Origin of the sequence: Micromonospora orduensis, from assembly GCF_006228125.1 — a bacterium.
GTDB classification, from domain to species: domain Bacteria; phylum Actinomycetota; class Actinomycetes; order Mycobacteriales; family Micromonosporaceae; genus Micromonospora; species Micromonospora orduensis.
Genome location: NZ_VDFY01000157.1, coordinates 89,085 through 103,599 on the forward strand (window position 1 = coordinate 89,085; position 14,515 = coordinate 103,599).

A 14,515-nucleotide genomic window follows, 5' to 3' on the forward strand; every position below is an offset into this window, starting at 1 on the left:
GCAAGGGCCGATTCGGACGTGATCTCAACCACCGTCCCGGGTCGGGGTGGGGTGGGAGGCGCCGGCCCGGCGGCCGCGGACCAGGCTGGCGGTGACCAGTCCGACCGCGCCGAGGACCGCCCAGAGGGCGAGCGCCGCCGCCGGCCAGCCCGCCGACCGCCAGTCGAAGTACACAGCCGCCTTGGTGAGGTCGTTGGCGAGTCCGGGGATGTTCCACCGGTGCATGCCGCGCAGCAGCGTGGGCAGGAACTCCGGCGCGTAGATGCCGCCCGAGCCGGGATTGCCGAGCACGACGAGGAGCAGGATGACAAGCGCGGTGCCGGCGACCCCGAGCCATCCCTGGATGGCGCTGGCGAGCATCGCGGCGGCGAAGACGGCGAGCGCGCCGATGGCGGCGATGGTCGGGACGTCGTGGTGCCAGATGCCCAGGCCGGGGCCGACCACGAGCGCGCCGGCGATGCCGAGCAGCACGCTGTAGACCGCGAGCGCGGCGATCCGCAGCCCGGCCCGACGCGCCGTTCGCGGGGTGGTGCCGGCGGAGATGCCGAGCACGGTGGAGGCGAGGTACCCGCCGAGCACGAACCCGACGTTCAGGTAGAACGGCACCACCCCGCGCGGGTCGGCCGGGGGGACCGGCACCTCGTCGACGACCTCGAGCGGGGTGTTGGAGCGGGCCGCCGCGGTCGTCAGCACCTCGCGGATCGCGCTTGTCGCGGAGGGGCCGGACGCGCTGGCGACGGTGAGGAGCAGACCGCTGTCCCGGCTGCTGAGCACCGCGTACACCGAGCGGCTGAGCAGACCGTGCTCGGCGGCGCCCGGGTCGTCGTACCCGATGGGTTTGATGATTGTGGTCTGGTCGCGCACCGCGGCGAGCGTCGCCTCGGCGCGCTGGTCGCCGGCGGCGACGCCGACCGGCAGGTCCCGGGGTGTGGGTTGGTGCAGCGCACCCACGTAGGCCGCGATGAATGCGGTGGCCAGCGCGAGGGTGCCGAGGAGCAGCCCGATGCTGCGCGGCGCCCAGTCGCGGGATCCACCCTGCGGTGCCTGGTCCACCTTGTCAGCCTATGGCCCGTTTGGGGATCCGCCGGGCGAAAACCGGTTGGCCGGGCGGCTAGCTTCTGATCATGGTGTCGCTGAGTTATCCGCCGAAACCGCGGCCGGGCGACCGGGTCGCGGTCGTCTCGCCCTCCGCCGGCCTACCGGCCGTCTTCCCGCACGTGTACGAGTTGGGGCTGCGCCGGCTGCGCGAGGAGTTCGGCCTGGAGCCCGTGGAGTACCCGACCACCCGCGCGGCGGGAGCGGACCCGCGCGACCGGGCCCGCGACCTGACCGCCGCCTTCGCCGACCCGGGCATCACCGCCGTGCTCGCCACCGTCGGCGGAGACGACCTGATCACGGTCACCCCGCACCTCGACGACGACGTGCTGCGGGCCAACCCGAAGCCCTACTTCGGCTACTCCGACAACACGAACGTGCTCAACCACCTGTACCGGCTGGGGATCGTGGCGTACCACGGCGGGTCGGTGCTTGTGCACCTCGGCCGCCCGGGTGCGCCGCACCCGCTCACCTTCGACTCGCTGCGCGCCGCGCTGTTCACCACCGGCTGGTACGACCTGACCCCCGCACCGTTCTGGGGAGACCGGCCGAACCCGTGGCACGAGCCCGAGATGCTTGCGTACGAACCGGAGATGCTGCCCGGATCCGGCTGGCGGTGGCACGGGCCGGCGCGGGTGGTGCGGGGACGCACCTGGGGCGGCTGCCTGGAGATCCTGCACTGGCTGATGGCCACCGACCGGGTGCCGACCGTCGACCAGCTGACCGGGTCCGTACTCGTCTTCGAGACGTCCAACGAGCTGCCCGGCGCGCGGGAGGTCTTCCGGATCGTGCGGAACATGGGAGAACGGGGACTGCTCGCCGCCTTCCCGGCCGTCGTCGTGGGCCGGCCCAAGGCGTGGGACTTCGACAAGCCGTTCTCGGTGCCGGAACGGCTCGCGTGGGGCGAGGCCCAACGCGACGCGATCATCCGCGCGCTCGCCACCTACAACCCGGACGCCGTCGTGGTCTTCGACGTCGACCTCGGCCACACCGACCCGCAGCTGATCATCCCGTACGGAGGCGAGATCCGGGTCGACGCCGTCGACCACCGGATCGCGGTGCGCTACTGACCGGTGCCGGCTCGGGCTGTCTCGTCCCGGGTCGGGCTCTGGGTGAATGAGCAATTTTGTTCAAGACCGGGGTGGGCGCGCGTCGGCAGGATGGTCCGTGTCGGTCCGGGAGCCGCCAGCGACAGCTGGCGGAGCGCGGCACGCGGACCTGTTCGGGGAGGTCCGACGCCCCGACCGGACCTGTGGCGGGCCGCCTCGGCGCGCGCCCGTGGAGGTGCCGTACACCCCACGTGCGGCACCTCCACGCTGTCGTTCCGCCAGTCGTGGCCCGGCGCGCGGTCGCCCGGGTGCGATGTGCGGCCGGTCAGGCCGTTCCGCTCGGGTCGTCGCCAGCGGCGGCGGTGAGCAGCCGGCGCAGTCGAGCCGGTGGATGACCGACCTGCTCGCGGACCACCCGGGTCAGGTGTGCCTGGTCGGCGAAGCCGTACTCGGTGGCGAGCGCGCCGAGCGGGCGGCTGTCGGGCTCGGCGAGGGTGTTCAGCACCTCCCGCACCCGTAGCCGGTTCCGGTAGGCGGTCAGGCTGCTGCCGGTCATGCGCTGGAACACCCGACTGAGGTGGTGCGGTGAGCTGCCCACCTCGCGCGCCACCTCGTCCAGACTCATCGTGAAGCCGGAGTTGGCAAGCACCTCCCGGGCCCGGTCGGCGAGCCGCCGGTGCGCGGCCAGTGTCGCCGGTCGTCGCCGTACCGCCCGCTCCACCTCGGCGTCCACGTCATCCGAGCTGAGGGCGCTGTGGTGCAGCAGGCGGGCCAGGAACCGTTGCAGCCGTTCGGCCATCTCGAACCCGTCCAGCCCGCGCCGGAACTCGGCCACCAGCAGGCGGTGCGCCAGGTCCAGCGTGGCGTCCGAGGTGCCGGCCCAGCCGCGCTGGTCCAGCCAGCGCTCCGCGTCCTTGCGTTCCGCCAGCACCGCCGGATCGATCTCCAGGCAGGTGTACGAGTCGCCGCAGCCGAACGGGTGCGCCACCGACATCTCGTCGCCGGGCCGGGTCACCAGTACCGAGGTGGCGTCGGAGAGCCCGACCCGTCCGTTGAGCCGACGCCGGTACGCCCCGGAGCGGCCCAGCACGATCTTGTGGCGGTCCTCGGCGGCGGTCTCCGTCCAGCCGTGGTCCTCGACGATGCAGTGCACCTGGTAGATCAACATTCCGTCCGGGTGCCCCAGCACCCGCCACCGCGCGGGCGTGGTGCGGCGGCGCGGATCACTCCCGGTGCCTTCTGCGGGCATCGCTCCCCCTGGCTCACGACCGGCATGGCGATCTTTCGCTCTCCCACGATGGTGTCGGCTAACCCGCCCCCGGTCCACCCCTCATTTCGACCGGGACGCTCGGCCTCGGCCCGGTGGCGTCAGCCGTCGACCACGGCGAAGGCGCGGACCGGGAAGGTGCCCACACCGGCCACCATCGGCGGGGCCGCGGTGAACCGGAAGCCACTCGGCGGCAGCGCGTCCAGGCCGGTCAGATGCTCCACGATCGGGATGCCGGCGGCCAGCAGAGCGCTGTGCGCGGGGCGTTCACCACCTGCCGCCGCGCTCATGTCGTCGATGTTGCTCGAGTCGATCCCGACCAGGGCGGCACCGGCATCGACCAGTGCCCGGGCAGCCTCCCCGGTGAGATGCGGCGCCTCCGGCGCGGCGTACCGCTCGGTCCCGAAGTGCGCATCCCACCCCGTGTGCAGCAGCACCGCGTGCCCCGCCACCTCGTACGGCGCCAGCATCAGCCGGTCCACCGCCCGGGCGCCCGCGGGGACCCGGACCACCACCCCGGGCAGGTCGGCGACCCGGTCCAGCGGCACCCCGGTCAGGTCGTCGCCGGCGGCCCACCGGTGCGCCGGAGTGTCCAGGTACGTGCCGGTGTTGGCGACCATGTCGATCCGGGCCACCCGGAACTCGGTGCCCTGGGCGTAGTTCGCCCGGGACTCCGCGAAGGTCAACCAGTCACCGATCCGCGGCGCCGGCCAGCCGGGCAGCGTCACCATCCCGTCGCTGATCACATGGCTCAGCTCGACGAGCCGGCGGCCGGTGCCGGGCACCCCTGTCACACCCCGGCCCCCCTTGTGCGGCTCCTCGACGATCGTCTTTGCGCTGATCCTTACGTCGGAGACCATCAGCAGCCCGAGGTGCCGCACGAAGAGCGCGGCCAGATCCTCGTCACCGATCTCCCGACCCTGGATGTCCAGCCGGAACCCCTCGGTGCGCAACCCGCCGCCGTTCGCGAAGCTCACCTCCGCGTCGAACTGCACCCGCCACTTCCCACCCATGCCCAAACCCGATCACGACCCCCCGCCCCGGTCAAGATCCGCACACTCCGCCGCCCCGGCGGGGCCGGGTGCGTCGCGCGGCGGGTTCCTTACGTGTTGACGCGGCGGGGTCCTCGCGCGCTGCGCGGGCGGGGGTCCTCGCGCGCTGCGCGGGCAGGGGTCCTCGCGCGCTGCGCGGGCAGGGCTCCGCGTGCGTTGCGAGGTGCGTTCCGCGCGTTGTGCGGCGGAGATCCGTGCAACTTCAGGGAAAGTGCTGCTTCAGCGCGCCGTGATGCCGCAGTTTCCCTGAAGTTGCGCGGATCTTGTGGTGAGGGCGGGTGGCGTGGCCACCGGGCCGCGGTGGTGGGGTGCCGCGCGGGGCTCGGCCCCAGGATCGAGCACGATCTTGGCGCGGGGCGCGGGGCGCGGTGTTGGACCTGGGGCGGAAGGGGGTGGCTGTCGGTGGACGGGGCTAGTCTTGTTGTCGTGCACCCCCCGTCCGACCGGACGAGGGGCAGCCGTCGTGTGCGTCGACTCCCCTGGAAGTGATCACATGCTCACCGGTCTGTTCTCCGCCGCCCTGGCCGACCCGGGGCTGGCCCGGGCGCGTGACCTGGCGCGCTCCGGTGCCGCCCAGGTCGACGGCCTCGACATCACCGCCCCTGCCGCGTTGCGCCCGTTCGCCGTCGCGGCGGTCGCCGCCGACAACGAGGGGGCCGGGCGGCCCGTGCTGGCGGTGACCGCCACCACGCGGGAGGCCGACGACCTGGCCGCCGCGCTGGGCGGGTTGCTGCCGTCCGAGCAGGTGGTGGTGTTCCCTTCGTGGGAGACGCTGCCCCACGAGCGGCTGTCGCCCCGTTCGGACACCGTCGGGCGGCGGTTGGCCGTTCTGCGTCGGCTGGCGCACCCGGAGTCGACCGACGCTCACGGCGGCACCGGGCCGCTGCGGGTGGTGGTGGCGCCTGTCCGTTCGCTGCTCCAACCGCAGCTCAAAGGGCTGGGCGATCTGGAGCCGGTGCAGCTCGCGGCCGGCGAGGAGGCGGACCTGGAGGAGGTCGCCCGTCGGTTGACGGACATGGCGTACGCGCGGGTGGACCTGGTCACCAAGCGGGGCGAGTTCGCGGTGCGCGGTGGGATCCTCGATGTCTTCCCGCCCACCGACGAGCACCCGTCCCGGGTGGAGTTCTGGGGCGACGAGGTGGAGGAGATCCGCACCTTCGCCGTCGCCGACCAGCGGACGATCGAGCAGGTCCCGCTGCTGTGGGCGCCGCCCTGCCGGGAGCTGCTGCTGACCCCTGAGGTGCGGGGCCGGGCGGCCGCGCTGGCGCAGGAGCACCCGGAGCTGGCGGAGATCCTGGACAAGCTGGCCGAGGGCATCCCGGTGGAGGGCATGGAGTCGCTGGCCCCGGTGCTGGTCGGCCCCGACTCGCTGGAGCTGCTGCTGGACGCGATGCCGGCCGGCACCCACGTGCTGCTGTGCGACCCGGAGCGGATCCGCACACGGGCGCACGATCTGGTGCGTACCTCGGAGGAGTTCCTGCAGGCCAGCTGGGCCGCCGCCGCGGTCGGCGGCCAGGCGCCGGTGGATGTCGGCGCCGCCGCCTTCCGCACCCTCGCCGAGGTGCGCGCCGCCGCCGGCAGGCTCGGCCAGCCGTGGTGGACGCTGTCCCCGTTCGGCCTGGTGGAGGCGGAGACCGCCGGGACGCGCCAGCCCTGGGAGGACGCGCCCGAGCAGGCGTCGGTCACCCCGGACGACGCCATCGCGGTGACCCTCGCCGCCCAGCCGGCCCCGCTCTACCACGGCGAGACCAGCCGGGTCGTCGACGACCTCAAGCGGTGGGCCGGCGAGGGCTGGTCGATCGCGCTGGTCTTCGAGGGGCACGGCCCCGCCCAGCGGGCGGTGGAGGTGCTGCGCGACGCCGGGCTGGGCGCCCGGTTGGCCGAGGAGGTGCCGACCGCGCCCGCACCCGGTGACCTGGTGGTCACCTGCGGGGCGCTGAGCAGCGGGTTCGTCGACGAGGCGTCCCGTTTCGTGGTGCTGACCGGCAACGACGTGACAGGCGGTCGGGGCACCTCGACGCGGGACATGCGCAAGATGCCGAGCCGGCGGCGCAACACGATCGACCCGCTTGAGCTCAAGGCCGGCGACTTCGTGGTGCACGAGCAGCACGGCATCGGCCGGTACGTCGAGCTGGTGCAGCGCACCGTCAACGGCGCGAGCCGGGAATACCTGGTCATCGAGTACGCGGCCAGCAAGCGCGGCCAGCCCGGCGACCGGCTGTTCGTCCCCACCGACCAGCTCGACCAGCTCTCCCGCTACGTGGGCGGCGAGCAGCCCACCCTGCACAAGATGGGCGGCTCGGACTGGCAGAAGTCCAAGGCCCGGGCCCGCAAGGCGGTCCGGGAGATCGCCGCGCAGCTCATCCAGCTGTACGCGGCGCGCAAGGCGTCCAAGGGGCACTCGTTCGGCCCGGACACGCCCTGGCAGCGGGAGTTGGAGGACGCGTTCCCCTGGCAGGAGACGCCCGACCAGCTCGCCGCGATCGACGAGGTCAAGCGGGACATGGAGCAGACCGTCCCGATGGACCGGCTGATCTGTGGCGACGTCGGCTACGGCAAGACCGAGATCGCGGTCCGGGCGGCGTTCAAGGCGGTGCAGGACGGTAAGCAGGTGGCGGTGCTGGTGCCGACCACCCTGCTGGTGCAGCAGCACTACAACACGTTCGCCGAGCGGATGAGCCAGTTCCCGGTGCAGATCCGGCAGCTGTCGCGGTTCCAGACCGCGAAGGAGACCGAGCGGACGCTGGAGATGGTCGCCGACGGCACCGTCGACATCGTCATCGGCACGCACCGGCTGCTCCAGACGGCGACCCGGTTCAAGCAGCTGGGTCTGGTGATCGTCGACGAGGAGCAGCGCTTCGGCGTCGAGCACAAGGAGCACCTGAAGACGCTGCGCGCGTCGGTCGACGTGCTCAGCATGTCGGCCACCCCGATCCCGCGCACCCTGGAGATGGCGATCACCGGCATCCGGGAGATGTCCACCATCGCCACCCCGCCGGAGGAGCGGCACCCGGTGCTCACCTTCGTCGGCGCCCAGGACGACCGGCAGGTGGCCGCGTCCATCCACCGTGAGCTGCTCCGCGACGGGCAGGTCTTCTACCTGCACAACCGGGTCGAGTCGATCGACCGGGCGGCCCGGCGGCTGCGGGAGCTGGTGCCCGAGGCGCGGGTCGCGGTGGCGCACGGCCAGATGAGCGAGGACGCCCTGGAGAAGGTCATGGTCGGCTTCTGGGAGAAGGAGTTCGACGTCCTGGTCTGCACCACGATCGTCGAGTCGGGCATCGACATCCCGAACGCCAACACGCTGATCGTGGAGCGGGCCGACCTGCTCGGCCTGGCCCAGCTGCACCAGATCCGGGGCCGGGTCGGCCGGGGCCGGGAGCGGGCGTACGCGTACTTCCTCTACCCGCCGGAGAAGCCGCTCACCGAGCACGCCCACGAGCGGCTGGCCACCATCGCGCAGCACACCGAGCTGGGTGCCGGCATGTACGTGGCGATGAAGGACCTGGAGATCCGGGGCGCCGGCAACCTGCTCGGCGGCGAGCAGTCCGGGCACATCGAGGGCGTCGGCTTCGACCTGTACGTGCGGATGGTCGGCGAGGCGGTGTCCGCGTTCAAGGGTGAGCGGTCGGAGGACGAGCCCGACGTCAAGATCGACCTGCCGGTCGACGCGCACCTGCCGCACGACTACGTGAGCGTGGAGCGGCTGCGCCTGGAGATGTACCGCAAGCTCGCCGAGGCGCGCGACGAGGAGCGGCTGGGCGAGGTGATCGCCGAGATGACCGACCGGTACGGCGAGCCGCCGGCCCCGGTGCAGAACCTGGTGGAGGTGGCCCGGTTCCGCCTGCTGGCCCGCCGCTACGGCCTGACCGACGTGTCGATGCAGGGCAAGCACGTACGGTTCGGGCCGCTGCCGCTGCCCGACTCGAAGCAGTTGCGGCTCAAGCGCTACCACCCGGACGCGGTCTACAAGCAGGCCACCGATCAGGTCAGTGTGCCCCGGCCGACGACCCGCCGGGTCGGTGGTGAGCCGCTGCGCGACCAGGCGCTGCTCCAGTGGTGTGCTCAGTTGCTCTCCGATGTGCTGGGTGCTCCCGCCCCGCTCGCCGTCGCGGCGACGTGAGGTGGGGCCGGCGCGGTGCGGTGGGGGCCGTCACAGCGAGCGGGAGGGCATGAGAGAGTGACGGGCATGCGTGCTCGCCGTGTGATCGCCGCCGCCAGCGTCGCGGCTCTGGGTGTCCTCTCCCTCGCTGCCTGCGGGAAGTCCGCGCCGGACGTCGCCGCGTACGTCGGTGACACGACGTACTCCCTGGACCGGGTCGACGCGATCTACGACGACGTGCAGGCGAAGTACGGGGAAGCCGTCCGCCGGGAGGCCGGCCAGGCGGGCGCGTCGCCGTCGCCCGAGCAGCTGCGTTCCGCCGTCACCCGGCAGGACGTGGTGAACCTGCTGGTCAGCCTGGACCTGGGCAAGCGGGTCGCGGCGGCGAAGAACCTCCAGGTGCCCGACGAGGTCAGCCCGGAGCAGTTGGAGCAGAACCTGCGGGTGCCGGCCAGCACCGAGTACGCCAAGCTCTGGAGTGAGTGGATCGACCTGCTCCAGGCGCTCAACCAGCAGCTTCCGCCGGCCGACCTGAGCGACGACTCCTTGATGGCGGTCTACGACGCCCTCACGAAGACCGGGGCCATCCAGGGCGGGATGCAGGTGGCCGACGTGCGGCGGGCCTTCGGCGACGGCGGTTTCGTGCGTAGCGCCACCGCGCTCAGCGCCGCCCTGGAGGAGGAGGCCGACCGGGTCGACGTCACGATCAACCCGCGTTTCCGGGCGGTGGGCGTGCCGTCGGTGGTGAGCACCGGCCAGTCGTTGGTCTTCTACTCGCTGCCGTACATCAACGAGGAGGGCCCGGTCACGGACATCTCCACCCCGGAGTCGGTGCCGTCCAGCGGCAGCCCGGACGCCGAGGGCACGGCCAGCTGAGCATGACGGCACGGATCGTCCTGCTGGTCACCTCGCCCCGACTGCCCGCGGGCCTGCTGACCGCGGCCGCCTGGGACGTGGTACGTCAGCATCCGGTGCTGACCGGCGCGGAGAGTGAGCTGGTCACGGCCGTGCGCCAGGCGGGCGCCGAGGTGGCCGTGGTGGACGGCCCGGCGACGCAGCGGCTGCTGGACCTGGCCGCGGCGCACGGTACGGCGGTCTGGTTGGCCGGCCCGGCCGGCGACGAGGCGCTGGCCCGGGAGTTGGGTCTGCGGCTGGCGCGCGAGCCGGGGCTGGCCGAGATGGAGCTGATGTACGGCTCGTGGGACCCGCCGGGTGCCCGTCTGCTGGACGCGGTGGCCGTGATGGACCGGCTGGCCGGGCCGGGTGGTGATCCGTGGAAGCGGGCGCAGACGCACCGTAGCCTCGCCCGGTATCTGCTGGAGGAGAGCTACGAGGCGTACGACGCGATAGGCGCCGACGACACCGACGCGCTCCGCGAGGAGTTGGGCGACGTGCTTCTCCAGGTGGTGTTGCACGCGCGGCTCGCCGAGGAGCTGCCCGAGGGTGAGCGGTGGACCATCGACGACGTGGCCGGAGGCCTGGTCGACAAGATGGTCCGGCGCAATCCGCACGTCTTCGCCGGGGCGGAGGCGGGCACGCTGGAGGAGATCACCGCCAACTGGGAGCGGATCAAGCGGGCCGAGAAGGCGCGCGACTCGGTGCTGGACGGGGTGGCGCTGAGCCAGCCCGCGCTGGCCCTTGCCGCGCAGATCCTGGACCGCGCCGCCCGTATCGGCCTGGCCGTCCCACCTCCGCTGGCCGACACCCAGGTGGACGAGGAGGCGAGGCTGGGAGCGAGCCTCCTGACCACGGTGGCCGCGGCCCGAGAGGCCAACCTGAACCCGGAACACGCGCTCCGCCGCGCGACCCTGGCGTACGCCGAGGCCATCCGCGCCGCCGAAGGCAGTTGACGGGCCGGATCCTGACGCAAGCACCTTGATCAACCTGGCCGGCGGACGACGGTCGGTAGGGTGGTCGGGTGGAGGCGTTTGGGGTTCTCGCTGAGCGGGTTGTCGAGGCTTTACTGGAGTCTCGGCCGGGGGTTGCCACCTCGGTGGGGGATCACCGGTTCGACGACCGGCTGCCGGATCTGTCCGCCGGGGCGGTCACCGGCGATCTCGCGATGCTCTCCGACGCGGCGAACGCGCTGTCCGAGCTGGACCCGGACTCGCTCGACGTCGACGAGCAGGTGGACCACGCGCTGCTCACCTCGTTCGTCGACCGGGAGTTGTTCGAGCTGACCGAGATCCGCTCCCACGAGTGGAACCCGCTGCGGCACAACCCCGGCCCGCTGCTGCACCCGCTGCTGGCCCGCCCGTACGCCCCGGCCGAGGTGCGGCTGACCCAGCTGGCCGGCCGGCTCGCCGCCGTACCCGACGCCCTCGCCACGGCCCGCGCGACCCTGCGGGACATGCCGCGGATCCACGCCGAGACGGCGGTCGGGCAGTTCACCGGCACGGCCGCGCTGATCCGTGACGAGTTGCCGGGGCTGATCGCCCAGGCGCCGGGCAGCCTCGACCGGGTGGAGCCGGCGGCCACCGCCGCGATCGCCGCGATCGAGGAGTTCGTCGCCTGGCTGCGCGCCGGCCTCGCCGCCGACGCCGGGCCGGGCCGCGACCCACGGCTGGGCCGTCGCCGCTGGGAGGCCCGGCTCTGGCACACCCTCGACACCGAGCTGGGCGCCGCTGAGATCCAACGCCGCGCCTGGGCCAACCTGGACCGGGTCACCGACGAGATCCGCGCCGCGGCCGTCGAGCTGGTCGGTGGCCGGGCCGACGACGAGGCCGTACGCCGGGCACTGGACGTGCTCGCCGCCGAACACCCCGACGACGCGACAATCGTCGAGCTGGCCGGCGTCACCCTCGACGAGGCGACCGACTTCGTCCGCCTCCACGACCTCGTCAGCCTGGTCGACGACAGGTGTGTCATCCAGGAGATGCCGGAGTTCGCCAGGGGCGTCGCCGTGGCGTACTGCGACTCACCGGGCCCGCTGGAGACCGCGAACGTCCCCACCTTCTACTGCATCGCCCCCACCCCGTCGGACTGGCCGGCGCAGCGGGTCGAGTCGTTCTACCGCGAGTACAACGACCACATGATCCGCAACCTGACCGTGCACGAGGCGATGCCGGGGCACTTCCTCCAGCTCGCCCACGCCCGCCGCTACGTCGGTGGTACGCGGGTGCGGGCGCTGGCCGAGTCCGGCCCGTTCATCGAGGGCTGGGCGGTGTACGCCGAGGAGCTGATGGCCGGGTTGGGCTTCGGCGGGCTGCCGGTGCGGTTGCAGCAGCTCAAGATGCAGCTGCGGATGACCATCAACGCGCTGCTCGACCAGTTGGTGCACGCCGAGGAGCTGCCCGAGGCCGAGGCGATGGCGCTGATGACCGGGCGCGGCTTCCAGGAGGAGGGCGAGGCGGCCGGCAAGTGGCGCCGGGCGTTGCTCACCTCCACGCAGCTGTCCACCTACTTCGTCGGGTACAGCGAGGTGGCCGAGATCGCCGCCGCCCGCCCGGACGGCGTGTCGACGCGCGAGTGGCACGACGCGATGCTCGCCCACGACTGCCCGCCCCCGCGCCACCTGCGCACCCTGCTCGGGGTCTAGGGAACCCCCGCGCCGCTCATGAACCGCCCGGGCGGCGGTCCACCACGTTCGCGCCCGCGGGCGGGTCGAACGCGTCCTGCCGGACCGTCTCGGAGTAGCGGCTCAGCGCCAGTTCCATCGGCTTGCCGTCGACCGGCCCGGTGAAGCTGCCCAGCACACCCTCGGTGGTCACGCAGGCGGTGAAGTCGCCGTCCGACCGTTGCACCTCGACGCAGGTGGCGTGCCGCCCGGCGACTGTGGTGTCGGTCTGCTTGATGACCGCCTGCGGGTCGAGCGCGGCGGCGGTCAGCAGCCCCACCACCACCGGTGGGGTGGCCAGGCCCTGCTGGTTCGCCTCGGTGAACAGCGACACGGTGGGCTTGCCGGCGGGTGTGGGCGGTGCGACGAGCGTGCACTCGGTGCGAGGTCCGGTGCCCGTGCACCGGGTGACCGCCTCCGGGGTGACGGTGAGCCGCCCACCCGGGTAGGTGTACGACGAGCGGGCCGGGTCCTGCGCCTGCACGATCGCGGCGCTCCGGCCGCCGGGGAGCTGGTAGTCGGCCGAGTAGGTCAGTTCCAGCGCCCGGTCGAGGCGGGCGGCGAGGTCGTTGACGAGTTCGGAGCGCTCCAGGGCGACTCCGGCGTCCTCGAATGTCTGACAGCCGGTGACCGTGAGCGACGCGATGACCGACACGGCGAGCATGCGGAGGGTGGTCGAGGCGGCGGGCATGACGACAAGCCTGGTGGATCTGGTCCGCGCAGCGCAAACCAGTTGCCGGTTGACGCCCGGAAATCCGGGAATGTCCGTCAGTCCGGGGCGGGTCGGGTACGCGGGCGACGCCGTGCCCTTTCCCGTGGCCCGATACGCTGCGTTCAACACCTGCCTCAGCCGCACCGTCGCGGCCCACCCACGGACCGGATCACAACAACGAGGAGCGACTCAGTGGCAACCATCGAGGGAATCGTCGCCCGGGAGATTCTCGACTCGCGGGGCAACCCCACGGTCGAGGTCGAGGTCGGCCTGGACGACGGCACGGTGGCCCGCGCCGCGGTGCCCTCCGGCGCCTCCACCGGCGCGTTCGAGGCGATCGAGCTGCGCGACGGTGACGCCGACCGCTACCAGGGCAAGGGCGTGGAGAAGGCGGTCTCCAACGTCGAAGACAAGATCGTCGACCAGATCATCGGGTACGAGGCCAGCGAGCAGCGGCTCATCGACCAGAAGATGCTCGACATCGACGGCACCGACAGCAAGTCGGAGCTGGGCGCGAACGCCATCCTCGGGGTCTCCCTGGCGGTGGCGAAGGCGGCCGCCGGCAGCGCTGAGCTGAGCCTCTTCCGCTACCTGGGCGGCCCGAACGCGCACCTGCTGCCGGTGCCGATGATGAACATCCTCAACGGTGGCGCGCACGCCGACTCGAACGTCGACATCCAGGAATTCATGATCGCGCCGATCGGCGCGCCCACGTTCCGTGAGGCGCTGCGTTCGGGCGCGGAGGTCTACCACGCGCTGAAGTCGGTGCTGAAGAAGAAGGGCCTGTCGACGGGGCTCGGCGACGAGGGCGGCTTCGCGCCGAACCTGCCGACCAACGCCGCCGCCCTGGACCTGATCGCCGAGGCGGTCGAGAAGGCCGGTTACCGGCTCGGCACCGACATCGTGTTCGCGCTCGACGTGGCGGCGACCGAGTTCTTCGACAACGGCACGTACACCTTCGAGGGCGCCGGCAAGTCCGCCGAGGAGATGAGCACCTACTACACCAAGCTCGCCGACGAGTACCCGATCGTGTCGATCGAGGACCCGCTGGCCGAGGACGACTGGAGCGGTTGGCAGACGCTCACCGCCTCGATCGGCGACCGGGTGCAGATCGTCGGCGACGACCTGTTCGTGACCAACCCGCAGCGCATCGCCCGCGGCATCGCGGAGAAGGCGGCGAACGCCGTCCTCGTCAAGGTCAACCAGATCGGTTCGCTGACCGAGACCCTGGACGCGGTGGACCTGGCCCACCGGGCCGGCTTCAAGTGCATGATGAGCCACCGTTCCGGCGAGACCGAGGACACCACGATCGCCGACCTGGCGGTGGCCACCGGCTGCGGTCAGATCAAGACCGGTGCGCCGGCCCGCTCCGACCGGGTCGCCAAGTACAACCAGCTGCTCCGGATCGAGGAGGAGCTGGCGGACGCGGCGCGCTACGCGGGCGCCGGCGCGTTCCCGCGCTACCGTTCGGCCTGAGACGTGGTCGGGAAGCCCCACCGCGGGGCTTCCCGGCAATCTCTGTAACGCATGAAGCCTCGGGGGAGGGGTGTGACGATGCAGCAGCGGCGCACACCGGGTGGTCAGCGTCCCGCCCGCCGGCCGGGTCAGTCCGGCCGGCCGGGTGGCGGCCGGGGCACCCGTGGGTCGGTCCGCGAGACCGGTGTACGCGCCGAGCCGCGGGG

At 72.5% G+C, this 14,515-nt stretch carries 10 protein-coding genes; 6 read left to right on the plus strand and 4 right to left on the minus strand.

Annotated elements, in window-relative coordinates; all coding sequences use genetic code 11:
* Positions 1–24 precede the first annotated feature (24 nt).
* Positions 25–1,053: a hypothetical protein gene (locus FHG89_RS15595; protein ID WP_139585107.1), complete on the minus strand. Its 1,029-nt coding sequence runs from the start codon at positions 1,051–1,053 to the stop codon at positions 25–27.
* A 71-nt stretch (positions 1,054–1,124) separates the two neighbouring features.
* On the opposite strand from FHG89_RS15595, the gene FHG89_RS15600 reads away from it, so the two are divergent.
* Positions 1,125–2,165, plus strand: coding sequence for a S66 family peptidase (locus FHG89_RS15600; RefSeq protein ID WP_139585108.1), 1,041 nt, complete (start codon positions 1,125–1,127; stop codon positions 2,163–2,165).
* Between the two features lie 304 nt (positions 2,166–2,469).
* Here FHG89_RS15600 and FHG89_RS15605 read toward each other — a convergent pair whose 3' ends face one another.
* Entirely contained in the window at positions 2,470–3,393 is a 924-nt protein-coding gene (locus tag FHG89_RS15605) for a helix-turn-helix domain-containing protein (RefSeq protein ID WP_139585109.1), read from the minus strand.
* 119 nt (positions 3,394–3,512) lie between these two features.
* Complete coding sequence (locus FHG89_RS15610; protein ID WP_139585110.1) at positions 3,513–4,424, minus strand: cyclase family protein; 912 nt, start codon at positions 4,422–4,424, stop codon at positions 3,513–3,515.
* A gap of 532 nt (positions 4,425–4,956) precedes the next feature.
* Here FHG89_RS15610 and mfd point away from each other — a divergent pair.
* The 4 genes from mfd (at position 4,957) to FHG89_RS15630 (ending at position 12,103) form a co-directional block, all read left to right on the plus strand.
* A complete protein-coding gene (gene mfd / locus FHG89_RS15615; protein WP_139585111.1) occupies positions 4,957–8,586 on the plus strand; it encodes a transcription-repair coupling factor in 3,630 nt (1,209 codons plus the stop codon).
* Between the two features lie 66 nt (positions 8,587–8,652).
* Positions 8,653–9,441 carry a SurA N-terminal domain-containing protein gene (locus FHG89_RS15620; protein ID WP_139585112.1) on the plus strand — a complete coding sequence of 263 codons (789 nt, stop codon included), beginning with the start codon at positions 8,653–8,655 and terminating at the stop codon, positions 9,439–9,441.
* A gap of 2 nt (positions 9,442–9,443) precedes the next feature.
* Complete coding sequence (locus FHG89_RS15625) at positions 9,444–10,415, plus strand: nucleoside triphosphate pyrophosphohydrolase (RefSeq protein WP_139585113.1); 972 nt, start codon at positions 9,444–9,446, stop codon at positions 10,413–10,415.
* Positions 10,416–10,483: 68 nt separating this feature from the next.
* Positions 10,484–12,103, plus strand: a complete 1,620-nt coding sequence (locus tag FHG89_RS15630; protein ID WP_139585114.1) for a DUF885 domain-containing protein — start codon at positions 10,484–10,486, stop codon at positions 12,101–12,103.
* Positions 12,104–12,119: 16 nt separating this feature from the next.
* Here the strand turns inward: FHG89_RS15630 and FHG89_RS15635 are convergent, their stop codons facing one another.
* Positions 12,120–12,812 (minus strand): hypothetical protein, encoded by a 693-nt coding sequence (locus tag FHG89_RS15635; protein WP_139585115.1) that lies wholly within the window; start codon positions 12,810–12,812, stop codon positions 12,120–12,122.
* Positions 12,813–13,025: 213 nt separating this feature from the next.
* On the opposite strand from FHG89_RS15635, the gene eno reads away from it, so the two are divergent.
* Positions 13,026–14,309, plus strand: a complete 1,284-nt coding sequence (gene eno, locus FHG89_RS15640) for a phosphopyruvate hydratase (protein WP_139585116.1) — start codon at positions 13,026–13,028, stop codon at positions 14,307–14,309.
* Positions 14,310–14,515: the final 206 nt, after the last annotated feature.

Excerpts from the sequence above, each read along its gene's own strand:
- FHG89_RS15610 (WP_139585110.1), bottom strand. The coding sequence starts at position 4,424 with ATGGGTGGGAAGTGGCGGGTGCAGTTCGACGCGGAGGTGAGCTTCGCG.
- FHG89_RS15625 (WP_139585113.1), top strand. The coding sequence starts at position 9,444 with ATGACGGCACGGATCGTCCTGCTGGTCACCTCGCCCCGACTGCCCGCG.
- FHG89_RS15635 (WP_139585115.1), bottom strand. The coding sequence starts at position 12,812 with ATGCCCGCCGCCTCGACCACCCTCCGCATGCTCGCCGTGTCGGTCATC.
- FHG89_RS15620 (WP_139585112.1), top strand. The coding sequence starts at position 8,653 with ATGCGTGCTCGCCGTGTGATCGCCGCCGCCAGCGTCGCGGCTCTGGGT.
- FHG89_RS15600 (WP_139585108.1), top strand. The coding sequence starts at position 1,125 with ATGGTGTCGCTGAGTTATCCGCCGAAACCGCGGCCGGGCGACCGGGTC.
- mfd (WP_139585111.1), top strand. The coding sequence starts at position 4,957 with ATGCTCACCGGTCTGTTCTCCGCCGCCCTGGCCGACCCGGGGCTGGCC.
- FHG89_RS15605 (WP_139585109.1), bottom strand. The coding sequence starts at position 3,393 with ATGCCCGCAGAAGGCACCGGGAGTGATCCGCGCCGCCGCACCACGCCC.